Consider the following 14,881-nt stretch of genomic DNA (forward strand, 5'->3'; position numbering starts at 1 on the left):
CACACCAAGGCAGCGACTGCGCTGACGACGAGGATGATGAGCGCAATCACGCGGTACACGTTCCACCGGCGCGGTTGCAGAGACGGAAGCCGCGTGGAGCCAGGTGCCCCCACCCTTACCGTCGAGTGGGCGTGCCCGAGCTTAGCGCCGGAAGTAGGCATCAGTTCAGCCCCGAATAGGCATGCAGACCCTTGAAGAACATGTTCACGGCGGTGAAGTTGAACAGCACCGCAGCGAACCCCACGATAGACAGCCACGCAGAACGGTTACCGCGCCATCCACGGGTGGCACGAGCGTGGATGTACCCGGCGTACAGCACCCAGATGATGAAAGTCCACACCTCTTTGGTATCAAAACCCCAGAAGCGTCCCCAGGAGTCGTTTGCCCAAATCGCGCCGGCAATCAGGGTGAAGGTCCAGAAGATGAAGCCAATGATGGCGAACCGGTAAGCCAGGGCTTCCAGATCTTCAGCGGTGGGGAGGGTTCGAAGCAGGCCCCGCCGCGTGTTGACGGAGGGGCGACTCTCACGCCGGTGTTGCAGAAGTTGCGTCACGGACAGGCCGCACGCGATGGCGAACAGCGCAGTCGCAAGGGAGGCCACGAAGACGTGGATGACAAGCCACACGCTACGCAGCGGGTCCATCAGAGGGGTGACCTCGACGTAGAACCCCAAGGTCGCACCACCCAGAAGAAGGACGACCATCCCAAGCAAGAAGGAGCCGAGGAAACGCAGGTCGTACCGCCGAAGGGCGAAAAGGAACACGCCGACGATGAGAAGAGTGCCGGTGAGTGCGAATTCGTACATGTTCGCCCACGGCACACGAGCTGCGGCGATGCCTCGGAGGACATCCCCGCTCAGCTGCAGCGCGAATCCCAAAATGGTGAGGGCGGTTCCGATACGTGCCCATACGAGACGTTCGCGCTCATGTGGCGGCACTTGCAATTGCACCGCGGCCGCCGGGGGCGCCACCGGTGGAGCCACGTCCCCGACCGTCACGAGTTCCGCAGCGGGCGCATCGACGCGAGACACGCGCACGGCAAGGTCGATGGCATACGCCGCAAAGGCGAGCGCGTAAACGCCGATGGCCGTCCACACCATCAGCAGGGACAGCCCATCAAGGGTGAGGGCGGATGATTCGGTCACGGGTGGAATCCTTAGATTGTCCAGCACTCTTTGACGGTGCCGGTGGTTGCCAGGGCGAGAGTCGGAACGCGCTCGGTGAAGGATCGAGTGGTCTCGGGGAAGGGGGCGTACTCGACGACCCGCCACCCCACGACGCCGAAATCCTCGTCCAGGGCTTGGATGGCGCACGCAAACCGTGCGCCGGAGGGAGGGGTGGCTTGAAAGGACACCGTCACAGCCCGCTCATCGACGACGAGGTAGCCGGTCTCGGCGATGGAGATGTCGTCCAAGCTGTTTTGAAGTGTGATCCAGACCAGGTAGGCAATGGCAGCCACCGCGAACACAGCAACACTGATCCAAAAAGCTCGGCGACGCCAGGGAAGCGAAGTGCGGCCGTATCGATCGTCGAGTTTCTTTTGCAGTGCCGTTCGCTGCGGTGCGGCGCGGCGCCTGCCGCCGCGCTTTGTAATGGCGCGTTTAGTCACTGAGCATTCGCTTCCAACCACGCCAGGGAATCCACGGTGACGTCGTTGACGGACACCTCGAAATGCAAGTGGTTTGCGGTGGAGCGGCCTGTGCTTCCGACGAGTCCAAGGAGTTGGCCCGCCTGCACTTTCTGGCCGCTGCCGACCTGCCGGGTGTTGTACTGCATGTGCGGGTAGACGGCCCGGATACGTTGGCCGTTGACGACGGACTCAACGGTGACAGCGACGCCGTAGGCGCCATAGCTCTCGCTCGAGACATCGACTGTCCCGGCCACGGACGCGTAGATTGGCGTGCCGCCCGCGGTCACCATGTCGGTGCCCATGTGCGCCCCGCCTCTTGCTCCGAATTGGTCCGTGACTCTGAACGTCGAGGTCAATGGCCAGCGCACAACCCCGCTACCGGCGGCGAGGACGGGGACTGCGCGTTCAGCAGCGAAGGTGGTAGCGGGCCGAGCTGCGCGTGCTGCGGCGGCCGCGGCCGCCGCAGCCTCTCGCGCCTTTTTCTGCTGGATTTCTTCCTGAGACGTCGCTGCGTAGCTCTGCCTGTCCAGGGGCGAAGCGGGGAGCGCGGAGGACACGGTGAATTGTTGTGAGTCGTCCGCAGCGGCTTGCTGCAAGGTCGGCTCGGAGTCCGTGACAGGTGAGGCCGCGTACGCCGGCAGCGCCAGAGGACACATGAGCGCCAGCGCCAACGCACTCGCAACAAGCGGGCGGGCGCGCATTGCGCGCGCGGCCTCAGGACCGTGGGAGCTCCGCGCCTCACGCATCCTGAACTCATCAGCGTGGCGCCGTTCCCTGCGCGTTAGAGGGCGTGACTGGTGTGTCGACCAAATCTCACTGCTCATTGACGGTGTTCCTTCACTGCCCCACCTGCTGCTGTCGTCGACGCCGTCCGGACGAGAAAAGCACAAGCGCCGCCGCGCCCAGAATGACGACAGCGACGCCAGTCACTAACAGCGGAAGACCGATTCCGCTCCGTGGCTCTTTCACCTCCGCCACGGCGTCTGCTGTCGCGCTTTGTTCTGGTGTCGACGAGATGGCCGGGCTCTGCTCAGATGAGGAGGGGGCACCCGTGGTTGCAGAGGGGTCCGGTTCGGCGGACGCCGTGGGCGTTACGGGAGCGTCAACCGTGAACGCGTACTCACCGCTGATGGGGTGACCGTCGCTGGAGACCACGCGCCATCGCACCGTGACTACGCCTGGAGACGTGACTGGCTTCACTGCCTGGGTCACCGTCGTGTCAGCGACGACCGGAGGCGTCAGCGCAACGTTCGCTCCTGAGGAGTCAATCACTTCGACCGCGATGGCGCTGGAGGCGTCGAAGACCTCCCCGCTGTATGTCATTGACACCTCAGCGGGCGTCGCTGAGACGACTGAGTCCGCTGCTGGGGAGGACTGGACCAAAGCGTCGTGAGCACGAGCCGGCGGCGAACCGGGTAGAACGAACATCAGGGATAGTGCCGTCACGGCAATGCCGGCGGCTGCGAACCAGCGAGGCGAACGGGGGGCGAAAAGTGTGTGCATGGCGTCTTTCAGGGGGACTGCGGCGCCCGGGGATTGGGCGCCCACGGCAGTCGTCCAGCGTCGGATCAGAAACGCTCCGAGTGCACCTGTACGGCCGCGCCCGAAGGGGTGGGAAGTTGCGTTCGACTACAACTTCGTTGGCGTCAGATCAGCCGAGAAGGTGTGATTTTCGGAGCCCCGGTACGGGTCAGGTCCGTGAGAGAGACAGTTCGGTCAAGCTCAGCGTCGTGGTGTGTGAGCGGACGGTACGTAAAACGTGAGGCTGATCGCGTCGAGGTGAGCGGATGACATTGAGATTCGACCGCATGAGACGGAAGCGATGCTCCAGCAGCATTCCCGCCACACACACGCCTACCAGGCATAGCGCTACGGCCGCCGCTGGGAGAGCCTGCGTCAGGCTGTTGACAACGTCACCGGCGGGCTCATCGAGGACTGTTCGACTACCTTGATCGCTCTCCCACGCGTGGGTCGCGGACGCCGCATCGGAGGTCGTGGAAGCATCAGAGTGGCTGCTTGACCATACAGCGAGCAGACACATCAAGATTAGGACGAGGCTGGCGATGATCCTCATTCTCACGACGGAGGCGGTACTGGCCCCAAGTGGGGCGCGTCCCGTGCTTACCGGCATCGCAGCGATGGTACCAATCCGAACTGGCCGTCACAGCCAAGCCGGGGCAGCCTGGCATCGGAGGCCAAGCGTGCGCTGCTCGCACGGGGTGCGCGATGCGGTCTGCCGTTTGTCCAGCTCATCACCGTTTCCGCGCACGAACGTGGATACGCAGACGAACGCACAACAGCACACCGGCCGATGCGACGACCATTGCAATTTCGATGGTGGGGCTGAGCCAGCTCGCCGGCGTGATCCCCGCCCGTAGCGGCACCTCGCTCACTCGGCCAGCGGCCGTGTCCACCCCGATGGTCTCTTCGGTCGACCCATCGGGGTTGATCAGTTGGCTTGTTCCCACGGTGGAGACGTTGACCACTGCGCGCCCGGTTTCGATGGCTCGCATTCGCGCGATGGCGAGCTGCTGCACGTTCTCGTCTGTTCCGCGGAAGTCGGCGTTGTTTGTCTGGAAGATGTAGACCTGCGCGCCTTGCCGTGCTGCATCGAAGATCACGTCGTCGTAGATGACGTCGAAACAGATCGCCAGCCCGACGCGGGTGCCTCCTATATCCATCACTGGCGCCGATCTGCCTGGGGTGTACTCCCTCTGGATCAGACTGACAAGGTCAGGTGCGAGACGTTCAAACAGCCACCGGTCGGGCACGTATTCGCCGAACGGGACGGGGTTGAGTTTGTCGTAGCTCTGCTCGCTACCGTCCGTCGTCCACAGCATGGTTGAGTTGAACGTTTGCTCGCCTCTCGTGGTTGCGGCGTTCATTAGGAGCGGGGCACCGTACGCGGCGGAGATTTCACTCAGCACTCGACGTGTGGGTTCTGAAGACGCCGGGTCGATGTCCACGGAGCCCTCTGGCCAGGCGAGCACGTCCATCTGCTGGCCCCGAATCGTTTTCGATGTTGATGCTTGGGCTCGGAGCATGTCGCCTTCGTTGCGGTCGTCGAAATAGCCTGCCGGCCCGTTGCCTTGGACCCACCCGACGGTGAACGTTCCGATACTCCGGGTGGCGTACTGGGGTGTGACCGCCATGAGCAGGACTCCCACGAGCGCCGGCACGCCGGCACGCAGAGTGCGACGCCCCGGTCTGAGGGCCTGCACGAGGGCGGCGCACACGCCCACGACGAGGAAGGTCACACCCGTCGTTCCCACCCAGGACGCCACTTCAGGAAATGGTCCCGACACTTGCGTCATTCCTACCCGTGCCCAGGGGAAGCCCGAGTACGGCCACATTCCGACAAGTACTTCCCGCGCGGCCCACAGGGCTGCTACCAGCGCGGGGATACCCAGCAGGTCTAAGGCCCCGCCGAGCCTACGTACCTTCACCCAACGGTAGGTGAGGGTGATGGTTATGCTGCTGACACCGATCAGGACTGTCTGCAGGGCGCTGAGGGCCAACCAGGGCACTGGTCCGAGGAATTGCGCCACCCATACGAGGTGGGCAAGGTTGAACACGGCCCCGAAGACGCAACCCACGACGAAGGAAGCGAGCGTGCCTCTTCCGAGGAGAGCCGCGAGCAGGATCGTCACGCTCACGAAAGCAAGCGGCCACCATCCGAGGTCCGGTGTGGCCGCATCCATCAGCAACCCCGCCGCTGCCGCCAAGGGCAACGCCGCCGTCACGGGCAAGGAATCCGTGCCGCTGGTCCACATAGAGGGCATGCGCAGCGCGCCGGTTGCCCCTCGAAGTGCTGTCATGCGGACCCGCCTTTCTCTAGACGGCGCAGGTACTCGTTGTACTCGTCGAGCTCTGGATCCCCGTGCGCGTCCGCCCATCTGCTTGCGGCGGCGTCACGAACGGAGTCGTGCCGGAACCACCGGTGCATCACGATCAGGATCATGATGAGTGTGGGCGCCTCGCCATAGGACCATGCAAGACCGCCGGCTACGCGTTGGTCCTCGATGGGGTCGATCCCTAGGGCAATGGTCGATTCAGCGAATGTTCCTACTACCAGACTGGTCGCCATCATGAGGAACACCCCGAAGAAGGCGTGCAACGCTGCCTCAGCGAAAAGGTCGAGTGCCCGTCCTCCGTGGCTCATGCGGACCGGTAGTGGATCTGTGGAGAGCACCGGGATGGTGAACAGGATCCCGCTGATCAGGAACGCCGATTCTAAGGCGGTGTGACCGCCGGGGAGGGCTAGGACGGGATCGAGCAGATCTGCGATGTACAGGCCGTAGAAGGCCGCGAGGTAGGCGGGTAATGCGACCCAGGGGCTTAGGGCCCATCTTGACCCTCGCCACCGCAACGCGCCGTGCGCCACTTTGAGGACACTTTTTCCGACGCCGCGGTGCGGGGTGGCACGCAGCAGAAGGGTTCCCGGGGAACCGAGCACGAGCAGCGGTGGGATGGCCATCATCAATGTCAGCTGCTGAAACATGAACACCGAAAGCAGGGCTTTGCCGTAGTCCTCTACAGCGAGGCCGGTGACGGCGGCGAGGGCTGCGCAGCCGGAGACGAAGCTCACCGTGCGCAACACCGACCACCGTCGATGCTGCCGCCACAGACGCAGCGCCCCGAGGAGGTAGATGGTGGCCATCACCGTTGCGGCGCCCGGCAAAAGGGTAAAGGGGTGCGCTGCGGGCAGCAGGTAGTCGCCAAGGTCGAGGGGGGCGTTCATAGCTGTGGACCTATCGTGGCTGCGCGGCCGTATTCGCCCGCTCACACACTTCTGTGTGAGCCTCCGCTAGGTGCTGGACCGCGCGGGCAAGCCCCGGGTCGTCTCCTCGGGCGAGGGCGGCGTACTCCACGTGGATCGTCGAGTCGGTTGTGGTCGCCGAGTGGTGGACTTTCACCCAGATTCGGCGGCGAGGTATGAGAAGTCCGGTGAACAGCCCGACGCAGGCCAGCACAGAGAACGCGAGGACCCAGCCGCTGCTGGGGTCGCGTTGGATCTGCAGGGACGCGAACCGTTTCACCGGAGCACCGTCGGCTTCCTCCCAGGTGATGGTGCCCCACCCGTTGGGCAGCGCACCGGTGGTACCGGGCCTGAGTTCAATGGATTCCTGTCCGGTGTTGCCGCCGGTGAGCTGGGTGAGTTGGTCAACTTCCAGGGCGTAGACGGAACGGGGGGTTCCATCGTCGATGCCCAGGTCGCCTGCGAATGCGTTGAGGGTGATGACGGGGTTGATTACGTCGGGGTAGATCGAGGTGGCGGCACCTGAGGGCAAGGTGTCCTGTGTGGGGTAGAAAAAGCCGATCAGCCCGAGCTGCTGCGGCAAGCCATCCGGAACTTTCACGACGCCTAGTGAGGTCATGTTGGAGTCTTGCGGGAGGAAGGGTAGTGAGTCGCTATAAACGATCTGACCTTCCGCGTCACGGATGGTGAGGGTAGGCGCGTAACCGTTTCCGAGGAGATGGATGCGGTCGGTCCCTACAGTGATGGGGTAGTTGACGACCACCCGCTCGGTTCGGTCGTCTGCTCCGGGGGATCTGATCGTGACGTTGGCGGCGAAGTCGCCCGCTTGCCCACCGCCAGGGGAGCCTGCTGGCTGGTAGGTGACGTCGAAACGGTCCAGCGTGAGGGAGTACGGCGTCAGGTTGGATCCGTCCGCGAAACGGCCGGGGTCGAAGGAGGAGAAGTCGCTGAGGGTGTTGACGAAGGTTGTCCCCTCCACCACGACGCGCTGGCCGGTGTAGGCGAACGCCTTGCCGACGACGACGGAGACGAGCACGCCGACCAGGGCGATGTGAAAGAGCAGGTTGCCGGTCTCGCGGAGGTACCCGCGTTCGGCCGAAACGGAGGTCCACCCCTTCCCGTCGTAGCGGCGGACGCGATAGCGACGCCGGGCGAGTTCTGTTTCGGCAAGATCCAAAGCTGCCGCGGGGGTGAGATGCTCGCCGGGGATGGCTCGCTCGAGGTGTTCGGGGAGTCGAGCGAACCGGATGGGTGTGCGCGGCGGTTGTCCTTTGAGAGCGCGGTAGTGGTGTTTCGCCCGCGGGATGACGCACCCGATGAGGGATACGAACAGCAGCAGATAAATGGACGAGAACCAGGGCGAGTAGTAAACGTCGAACAATCCGACGGCGTCGAGGAACGGGAACCACTCGGGGTTGTTGCGCTCCCATTGGATGACGCCGTTGGGGTCGGCGCCTCGTTGAGGAAACAGTGAGCCGGGTACTGCGGCCAGGGCGAGGGAGAGCAGGAGGATGAGCGCGGTGCGCATGCTGGTGAGCTGGCGCCATGTCCAGCGGAGCCACCCTTTGCCATCCAGCTTTACCTGTGGGCCGTCTTGATCGTTCGGGGCCCCGTCAGGATGGTCCGCCGGCCGCCGCGGGTCTGAATCGACGTGGCGGGTATCAGAGCGGGAGGGGGACATTGATTACCACCTGTTGCAGAAGTGACATGAGCGAGGTCCACACGCCCGTCACCATGAGCAGCCCGAGCAGGATGAGCACGGCGCCTCCGATGAGGTTGAGTGTGCGGATGTGAGTGCGGAGGACTGTGACGGACCGCGCAGCCCACCCCCATCCGAGCGCCAGTACGAGGAAGGGCACTCCGAGGCCGAGTGAGTAAGACAGACCGAGGAGCCCGGCTCGGGCGGGGTCACCAAGGTTCCACGACACGGACAGGATTGCTGCGAGTGTGGGGCCAATGCACGGTGTCCAGCCGACACCAAGTGAGAACCCGAGAAGCGGAGCGCCGACGAGCCCGGCTCGACGACGGAGGGTCGGACGCATGCCACGCTGTCCAAGCCGGATTGCGCCTGTGAAGACCAGCCCCAGGACGATGTTCACAATGCCGAAGACGCGGGTAAGGAGATCGGCGTAGCGCGAGAGCGCCACCCCGAAGAATCCCCCCAAGACGGTCACGGCGACGAAGACCACAGTAAATCCGGCGATGAAGAGCAGGACGCCTGCTACGAGCCGCGGGCGTGTGGTGACCGTCGTCGCACCGTCTCCTCCGGTTGTGGAGGTGGGAGGGGCGGCCACACCGCCGAGGTACCCGAGGTAGCCGGGCACCAGCGGTAGGACACAGGGCGATAGGAAGGAGATGAGACCGGCGACCAGGGCGAGGGGGATGGCAAGCCAGAGTGCGCCGTCGACGACGAGCGCCCCGGCGCTCATGGTCTCTCCGCCAGCGTGTCCGCGACGATGGTGGACAGGATGGACGCGCTGGGAAGTTGGCCGATGATGCGGGCGGCGAGGCGACCCTGGCGGTCCATTACGAGCGTTGTGGGTGTGGCCTGGATCGGGGTGAGTTGCGCGAAGGCGAGTTTCACCTGACCGTCATTGACGTCGATGACGCTGGGATAGGTGACGTTGTTCTCGCGCGCGAAAGAGAGTGCTGTCTCAGCTTGGTCGTAGGTGTTCACTCCGAGGAAGTCGACTTCCTCGTTCTGGAAGCGCAGAAAGACCTCCTCGAGCATGGGAGCCTCGACGATGCACGGTCCGCAGGCGGCGTACCAGAAGTTCACCACGAGCACCTCACCTCGGTAGTCGTCGCTGGTGACGGTTTCACCGGTTTCGATGACGCCTTCGAACTGAACGGGTTCGCCTCTGTCCGACGGGGCAATCTCGGCCACTTGGAAATTCCCATCGGAGAACGATGCGCCCGCGCCGGCGTCCGTTGTTTGGGTCGTGGCGGTGCAACCGCTCATCACGCCGACGATGATGAGCGCCGTGCCGAGGGCGAGGAGTTTGCGATTCATGCCCGCTCCCTCTTGATGATGGCTCCCGCGACAAGGAAGACGACTGCGGCTGCGGGTTGCGCCGCGGTCCAGACAACACCTTCAGCGGGGATGGGGAGCACCGGGTTCCATGCCACCGCGATCACAGCAAACACCGGCACCCACCACAGCTGCCGCTCCTGGTAGGCGAACGAGGCGACGATGAGCGCCAAGATTGCCACGATGAAGCGCACAAGCGTGAACCAGCCGCTGTCCAGCAGCGCTGGCGCCACGAACAGGGCGGCTGCGGCGATCAGACCGGGGGCGAGGGCGTTTCGTTGATACCGAGATGGCGTCTTGGTCTTTTTCATTGCTTGTCCTCCGGGGGAACCCCGAACGTGGGTGGTGTGGCAGGCGCGACCTTGGTGCCACTGTGGGCGCGTTGGCGGAGCATCAGCATCACTGCAACCGCTATCGCTCCAGCGGCGAGGAAGACGTCTGCCAAGTTGCCGATGAACAGACGCCCGTATGCAAGGAAGTCGGTGACGTGGCCGATTGCGAATCCTGGCGGCGACATGAAACGGTCGATGAGGTTGCCGACAGCTCCACCGAGGAATAGCCCCACACCACCCGCCCATCCCACCGTTCGCGCGCGGGCCGCCAGGACGAAAAGCCCGGCAACGGCTGCCACGCCTATCAAGGTGAGAACCCAGGTCATGCCCGAGCCCGTTCCCAGCACCGCGCCGGGGTTGAAGGCGAGTTGCAGACCGAATGCGTCCCCAATAATGGGCACCCGTCTCCCGTCGGCAAGCGCAGTCAGGGCGATGGCTTTACTGAACTGGTCTATCAACACCGCGGCCGCTGCCACCATGCAGGCGACGGCGAACGGCCGCGTCTTCTCAGCGGTCACCTTCTTGGCCCTTCCGGAGGTGGCGGGTTCGCCGCGCTGTGACCAGAAGCGTGACCAGCGCTCCGCCGAGAATCATCGCCACCGCGGAGACTCCCAGCACGGGAGCGACCTCGCCACCGCCGGTGGGCACTCCTCGACCGTCCGCGCGTGGGGTGGCCGTGGAATGAGGATGGGTCTGGTGCCCAGGTGATGGAGTCTCGGAGCTCGTTACGGTGGTTCCTGAACGTTCGACGCTCAGAGGCGCAGTGGTGAAGCTGACATCCATGGCCGAGCTCAGCGCCGGGGCCACGACAGCAAAGGTCGGCGCGGCGGGTCCTGCAACGATGAGGGCGGCGCTAAGAGCGACAGTGGCGCACAGCGTCACCGTGACCTGCGTTGCGCGATGGCGAGGTCTGGATACGAGGAAGAATCTCATTGGTCTTTTCAAGGTCGGGCGTAGATGAATCGGGCAATACGAGCCGCGTCCGTCCATACCCCGGGAAGGGTGTTAGCTCTGGCCTGGCTGTGCACGGGGATTCCGGCAACGAACAGACCGGGTAGCGTCGTCGCGGTGGGGATGCGTCGCTGAAGCTGCGGCTGCGTGGGCAACCACTCGTCGCCCGCTTCGTACCCGGTGGCGAACACGACTGACTGGTAGGCCTGCCGGTAGCCATCCGCGAAGGCGAACTTGGCCCCGTCCACCCCAATCGTCTCGGCTCGAATGGAGACGCCTTTATCTCGGAGGGCGTCGTAGAGGGGTTCTGGGGCGATCTTCACGCGCCGCCACGGTGAGACGCGCGGCTGGGTGGGGAATTGCCGCGGATGCGCTTCAGCCCGTCGGGTGCGGACCGCCAGAGTGACGTCGTGCGACTTCGCGAGGTCGGAAGCAACTTCCGTCCCGGCGATACCACCGCCGACAATAAGTACCCGGCCTCGCGGAATCTGCTCGGGTGTTCTGTAGGCGTTGGTGTGCATCTGTACTCCTTCGACTTCGGCGTCCGCGGCCCATTTCGGAAATCGGGGACGTGCTGCGGCGCCGGTAGCGCACACGACGTTGCGGGTCTGCACTTCGCCAACCGTGGTGCTCAAGAGCAGGGTTGGGCCGTTGCCGTGGCGAGTCACGGCGAGGGCCTGGACACCCCAGACGGGGTTTACCCCGAGCTCCGCTTCGAATCTGTGTAGATAGCCTTCGATGTCTCCCGGGGTGGGGTACCGATACGGGTCACCCTCCAGTGGTCTGCGGGGGAAGCTGGAGTGCTCAGCATTGCTGAGCAACCGCATAGAAGGCCAGCGCGCACTCCACGTGCGTTGTCCCCGCGCGGAACTGTCGATGACCACGAAGTCACGCTGCGGTTCCATGCCGCGAGCGATCAGTGCCGCTGCAGTTGCCAATCCAGCCTGCCCTGCGCCCACGATGATGACTCGTCGGTGTGACAGGCCCGCCACTAGGGGGTGCCGTCCAAGCGGGTGGTGATGGCACTTTCAAGGTCGTTCCATCGTTCAATGACAAGAGGTTCGCCGTCGACGAAGAACGTAGGGGTTCGGTCCACGCCGAGGGCGCGTCCGTCGTCGAGGTCGGATCGAACGCGCTCGAGAGTGGCAGGGTCGGCGACAGCTTCGTCGTAGGCCGTCATACCCAAGCCCAACTCGGTCGCGTACGAGCGGAACAGCTCCGCTTGGCTTTGCTGAGACTCCCCCCACTGTGCTTGCGTCTCAAAGAGACGGTTGTACATGTCTTCGAAGCGTCCCTGGGCTGCCGCGGCCTCCGCAGCGACCGCTGAGTTTTCGGAGTTGATGTGGCCGGGAAGGGGGAAGTAGCGAACGACGTAGTTGATCTGTCCCTCATACTTCACACGAAGCTCTTCGACGACGGGGTAGTAGGCGCCGCAGGCTTCGCACTCGAAGTCCAAGAACTCCACGATGGTGATGGCGCCGTCGCCGGCGTCGTCGAGGACGTGGGAGTCGTCTCTAACAACCGCTATCGACCCTCCTCCCCGTTCCTCGGCGGCAACGCGGGTGTTGTTCTGATCGACTAGGACATAGATGACAGCCCCCGCGACGACCGCGACGGCGACGGCGGCGGTAATGACCGTCGCCTTCCAGTTGATTTTCATGGGTACTCCAACACTTGACGGCACAAGAAAAGCCCGGGTTGCCCGGGATGAGTGTCGCCGCGGGGGCGACGTGCCGATGTCAGGTTCTAGAGATACCCAGTTGCGCGATTGTGAGGGCGTGGCCCTCAGGCCTGCCGGACACCGGGTGGATCAAAGACGGCGGGAGGGCGCGCCAGACGAGTGTGATCCCAGCCGGTCCGCGGCGCACCAGGAGATGAACAACGAGGTACAGCACGAATCCGCAGACGACGCCGAGAACGCACAGCGCCATTCCGGGCGATACGTCGTACACGCTCGCCTCGACGATAGAGGTAGCGACGGGTGCGGCCGGGTCGTGCGGCGCAGTGTCAGATGCCGTCGCGACCACACCGCTTACCGGGGCGTTGTCGCCATGGTTGAGGGCCACGACTCCGAGCAGCAGGAGGGCCCCGAGGGCGATGATGGTAATGAGTCGCGTTATCGCTCCGTGCTCTTTCGCCAGCGCTGAGCGCCGGGCGTGAGCGTCGGTATACATCAGCAGCCAGTGTACGGAGAGGTTCTGGGCGAATGGCTGGGAACGGCCGACGGTGTGCCGATATGCGATCGGGCTGCGAACACGCCCGTTCGAGCGGTTCGGCGCCCGCGATTAAGCGTGACGGACATCCCCGGGTTCCGAATCTTGCAGGTCGGCTGTCTCAATCTGGAAGGTGGAGTGCAGCACGGACACCTCGAAGTGTTGAGCCACACATGCTCTGACGTCCTTGAGGACAGCGGCTGCGTGTCCGTCCGTGAAGCATTCGTCTTCAACCACGACATGCGCGCTGATTGTCGGCAGGCCGGTGGCGACTGTCGAGGCGTGTAGGTCATGGACGTCTATGACGTGGTCGAGTTGGAGAATGTGAGATCTCACATCGTCCAAGTCCAAACCGTCGGGGGTGAACTCCATCAACACCGACGACGTCTCGCGTAGCAACTTGAACGCACGCGGCACGATGAGAGCGGCGATGAAAAGACCGGCGATGGCGTCCGCTTGAAAGAAACCCGTCGTCCAGATGACGACAGCCGCGACGATAACCCCCAGTGATCCCAGCGCGTCATTCAGCACTTCCAGATACGCTGCCCGCATGTTGAAGTTAGCTCCGCGACTGGAAGACAGCACGAAGATGGCGATGACGTTCGCGACTAACCCAACGACTCCAAAACCCAGCAGTTCCGCAGCTGGCACCTCCGGGGGCTCGAAGAGCCGGCGTACCCCCTCGATGGCTGTGTAACCCCCTACCGCCATCAACAGAGCCGCTTGCCCGAAGGCAGCGATAACTTCGATGCGACGGAACCCCCACGTGCGTCGCGCACTAGCCGGCCGCAGCACCAGCGTCGCGGCGATGAGTGCAACGAGAAGTCCGGATGCGTCAGTGAGTGCGTGGGCCGTGTCCGTGAGGAGGGCAAGACTGCCGGTAAAGAAGGATCCAACCGCTTGAGTCACGGCGATTGCCGCGGTGATTGCAAACGCAATCCAGAGACGCGCCCGATGGTCGGTCGGATGCCCGGCCGCGCCGGTAGACGGTGCGTGCGTGTGACCGGCGCCCATCAGGCCGCGTCCGTTCCAAGGGCGAAGTCTTCACCAGGCTGATGAAGGTGAGCGCATAGCGTGACACGCGTGCCGGTGTCTCTCAGCAGGAGTTCGGCGGCGTTAATGAGAGCCGCAGTCGCCACAGGTTGCGCAAGATCGAACCAGGAAGCCCGACCCTCCGAGCGAACAGTGACTAGTCGGCAGTCCCGCAGGAAGCTGAGGTGCTTACTTACGGTTGATTGCGCCAATCCGAGGTGCTGGACGAGATCCCGGACGCGATGCTCGCCGGACGCCAGATGCTGGAGAACCGCCAATCGCGTGGGGTCCCCAAGCGCGTCGAATAGGTGCGCGTACACAGCGGTCGCGTCAGGATCGAGTAGACCACCCTCTTTATTCATCGCCACATAGCGATGATATCGTCAAATGCCGTGTCCGTCACGTCTGCATCCAACTGGGAACCATGCTCATTCTCGCCGGATCAGTGGGCCACCCGAATGCTCGCCCACAGAGCAAGCGCGACGATTGCGGTGAGGGTGGTGAAGGACAAGGCGCGGGGCCGGAGACCGGCGCGCGGTGGTAGTTGTAGTCGCGCCACAGGGTGCGTTTCGTCTGATCAGGTGGTGGGGCGCGGTGGGCTTTCCGCGCCCCACCCCGGGCGGGATCAGAGAGTGGCGAGAAGCTCCTCCATCGTGGCGATCTCGGAGGTCTGCGCCTCGATGATGGTGTTGGCGAGTGCGACGGCGTCGCTGTTCTGGCCGTTGGTCGCTTCTTCCAGGGCCATGTCGATGGCACCGCGGTGGTGCTCGATCATCTGCTGGAGGAACAGCCGGGCGGCGTCGGTTCCGGTGGCCTGCTTGAGCGATTGCATGTCGTCTTCGCTCATCATGCCGCCGCCGTGGTCCATGCTGCCGGTGGCGGGATCAACGGCTCATGACCGTCAACGGGGCGTGAGGGCCGCGCGTGGTACAGG

The 14,881-nt window shown here is 64.1% G+C and carries 17 protein-coding genes; all 17 read right to left on the reverse strand.

What is annotated here, in order from left to right; genetic code table 11:
* Window positions 1-160 precede the first annotated feature (160 nt).
* The 17 genes from ccsB to FHS07_RS15905 all read right to left on the reverse strand — a co-directional run bounded on the left by ccsB (window position 161) and on the right by FHS07_RS15905 (window position 14,815).
* Window positions 161-1,144, reverse strand: coding sequence for a c-type cytochrome biogenesis protein CcsB (gene ccsB / locus FHS07_RS15825; protein WP_343054743.1), 984 nt, complete (start codon window positions 1,142-1,144; stop codon window positions 161-163).
* 11 nt (window positions 1,145-1,155) lie between these two features.
* The gene (locus tag FHS07_RS15830; RefSeq protein WP_308192667.1) at window positions 1,156-1,629 is read right to left on the reverse strand and encodes a DUF4307 domain-containing protein; all 474 of its coding nucleotides are present in this window, start codon (window positions 1,627-1,629) and stop codon (window positions 1,156-1,158) included.
* Window positions 1,605-1,931, reverse strand: coding sequence for a M23 family metallopeptidase (locus FHS07_RS16570; protein ID WP_246383717.1), 327 nt, complete (start codon window positions 1,929-1,931; stop codon window positions 1,605-1,607). Before FHS07_RS16570 ends, FHS07_RS15830 begins: the two co-directional genes overlap by 25 nt.
* Before the next feature lie 535 nt (window positions 1,932-2,466).
* Window positions 2,467-3,132 (reverse strand): copper resistance CopC family protein, encoded by a 666-nt coding sequence (locus tag FHS07_RS15840; protein ID WP_343054744.1) that lies wholly within the window; start codon window positions 3,130-3,132, stop codon window positions 2,467-2,469.
* A 749-nt stretch (window positions 3,133-3,881) separates the two neighbouring features.
* Window positions 3,882-5,447, reverse strand: a complete 1,566-nt coding sequence (gene lnt / locus FHS07_RS15845; protein WP_246383718.1) for an apolipoprotein N-acyltransferase — start codon at window positions 5,445-5,447, stop codon at window positions 3,882-3,884.
* Entirely contained in the window at window positions 5,444-6,370 is a 927-nt protein-coding gene (locus FHS07_RS15850; RefSeq protein ID WP_076677849.1) for a cytochrome c oxidase assembly protein, read from the reverse strand. Before FHS07_RS15850 ends, lnt begins: the two co-directional genes overlap by 4 nt.
* A 10-nt stretch (window positions 6,371-6,380) precedes the next feature.
* On the reverse strand, window positions 6,381-7,916 hold the full coding sequence (gene resB, locus FHS07_RS15855) for a cytochrome c biogenesis protein ResB (RefSeq protein WP_278100885.1): 1,536 nt from the start codon (window positions 7,914-7,916) through the stop codon (window positions 6,381-6,383).
* A 133-nt stretch (window positions 7,917-8,049) separates the two neighbouring features.
* Window positions 8,050-8,817: a cytochrome c biogenesis CcdA family protein gene (locus FHS07_RS15860; protein ID WP_076677854.1), complete on the reverse strand. Its 768-nt coding sequence runs from the start codon at window positions 8,815-8,817 to the stop codon at window positions 8,050-8,052.
* Window positions 8,814-9,401 carry a TlpA family protein disulfide reductase gene (locus FHS07_RS15865; RefSeq protein ID WP_076677856.1) on the reverse strand — a complete coding sequence of 196 codons (588 nt, stop codon included), beginning with the start codon at window positions 9,399-9,401 and terminating at the stop codon, window positions 8,814-8,816. The genes FHS07_RS15860 and FHS07_RS15865 overlap by 4 nt, the downstream gene beginning before the upstream one ends.
* Complete coding sequence (locus FHS07_RS15870; protein WP_076677858.1) at window positions 9,398-9,730, reverse strand: DUF6804 family protein; 333 nt, start codon at window positions 9,728-9,730, stop codon at window positions 9,398-9,400. Before FHS07_RS15870 ends, FHS07_RS15865 begins: the two co-directional genes overlap by 4 nt.
* On the reverse strand, window positions 9,727-10,269 hold the full coding sequence (locus FHS07_RS15875) for a signal peptidase II (RefSeq protein WP_083709109.1): 543 nt from the start codon (window positions 10,267-10,269) through the stop codon (window positions 9,727-9,729). Before FHS07_RS15875 ends, FHS07_RS15870 begins: the two co-directional genes overlap by 4 nt.
* 423 nt (window positions 10,270-10,692) lie before the next feature.
* Window positions 10,693-11,694, reverse strand: coding sequence for a flavin-containing monooxygenase (locus tag FHS07_RS15880; protein ID WP_076677860.1), 1,002 nt, complete (start codon window positions 11,692-11,694; stop codon window positions 10,693-10,695).
* Window positions 11,694-12,362, reverse strand: a complete 669-nt coding sequence (locus FHS07_RS15885) for a DsbA family protein (protein WP_183420878.1) — start codon at window positions 12,360-12,362, stop codon at window positions 11,694-11,696. The genes FHS07_RS15880 and FHS07_RS15885 overlap by 1 nt, the downstream gene beginning before the upstream one ends.
* A 79-nt stretch (window positions 12,363-12,441) precedes the next feature.
* A complete protein-coding gene (locus FHS07_RS15890; protein WP_076677865.1) occupies window positions 12,442-12,876 on the reverse strand; it encodes a hypothetical protein in 435 nt (144 codons plus the stop codon).
* A 111-nt stretch (window positions 12,877-12,987) separates the two neighbouring features.
* Window positions 12,988-13,929, reverse strand: a complete 942-nt coding sequence (locus FHS07_RS15895) for a cation diffusion facilitator family transporter (protein WP_076677867.1) — start codon at window positions 13,927-13,929, stop codon at window positions 12,988-12,990.
* Window positions 13,929-14,309 (reverse strand): ArsR/SmtB family transcription factor, encoded by a 381-nt coding sequence (locus FHS07_RS15900; protein ID WP_083709113.1) that lies wholly within the window; start codon window positions 14,307-14,309, stop codon window positions 13,929-13,931. The genes FHS07_RS15895 and FHS07_RS15900 overlap by 1 nt, the downstream gene beginning before the upstream one ends.
* Before the next feature lie 263 nt (window positions 14,310-14,572).
* Entirely contained in the window at window positions 14,573-14,815 is a 243-nt protein-coding gene (locus FHS07_RS15905) for a DUF305 domain-containing protein (RefSeq protein WP_083709110.1), read from the reverse strand.
* Window positions 14,816-14,881: the final 66 nt, after the last annotated feature.

This window comes from Microbacterium proteolyticum (assembly GCF_014192415.1).
Lineage (GTDB): Bacteria > Actinomycetota > Actinomycetes > Actinomycetales > Microbacteriaceae > Microbacterium > Microbacterium proteolyticum.

Bases quoted from the DNA above. Each gene is read 5' to 3' on its own strand.
- FHS07_RS16570 (WP_246383717.1), bottom strand. From the start codon at position 1,931: ATGGGCACCGACATGGTGACCGCGGGCGGCACGCCAATCTACGCGTCC.
- FHS07_RS15840 (WP_343054744.1), bottom strand. From the start codon at position 3,132: ATGCACACACTTTTCGCCCCCCGTTCGCCTCGCTGGTTCGCAGCCGCC.
- lnt (WP_246383718.1), bottom strand. From the start codon at position 5,447: ATGACAGCACTTCGAGGGGCAACCGGCGCGCTGCGCATGCCCTCTATG.
- FHS07_RS15850 (WP_076677849.1), bottom strand. From the start codon at position 6,370: ATGAACGCCCCCCTCGACCTTGGCGACTACCTGCTGCCCGCAGCGCAC.
- resB (WP_278100885.1), bottom strand. From the start codon at position 7,916: ATGCGCACCGCGCTCATCCTCCTGCTCTCCCTCGCCCTGGCCGCAGTA.
- FHS07_RS15860 (WP_076677854.1), bottom strand. From the start codon at position 8,817: ATGAGCGCCGGGGCGCTCGTCGTCGACGGCGCACTCTGGCTTGCCATC.
- FHS07_RS15865 (WP_076677856.1), bottom strand. From the start codon at position 9,401: ATGAATCGCAAACTCCTCGCCCTCGGCACGGCGCTCATCATCGTCGGC.
- FHS07_RS15870 (WP_076677858.1), bottom strand. From the start codon at position 9,730: ATGAAAAAGACCAAGACGCCATCTCGGTATCAACGAAACGCCCTCGCC.
- FHS07_RS15885 (WP_183420878.1), bottom strand. From the start codon at position 12,362: ATGAAAATCAACTGGAAGGCGACGGTCATTACCGCCGCCGTCGCCGTC.
- FHS07_RS15890 (WP_076677865.1), bottom strand. From the start codon at position 12,876: ATGTATACCGACGCTCACGCCCGGCGCTCAGCGCTGGCGAAAGAGCAC.
- FHS07_RS15895 (WP_076677867.1), bottom strand. From the start codon at position 13,929: ATGGGCGCCGGTCACACGCACGCACCGTCTACCGGCGCGGCCGGGCAT.
- FHS07_RS15900 (WP_083709113.1), bottom strand. From the start codon at position 14,309: ATGAATAAAGAGGGTGGTCTACTCGATCCTGACGCGACCGCTGTGTAC.
- FHS07_RS15905 (WP_083709110.1), bottom strand. From the start codon at position 14,815: ATGGACCACGGCGGCGGCATGATGAGCGAAGACGACATGCAATCGCTC.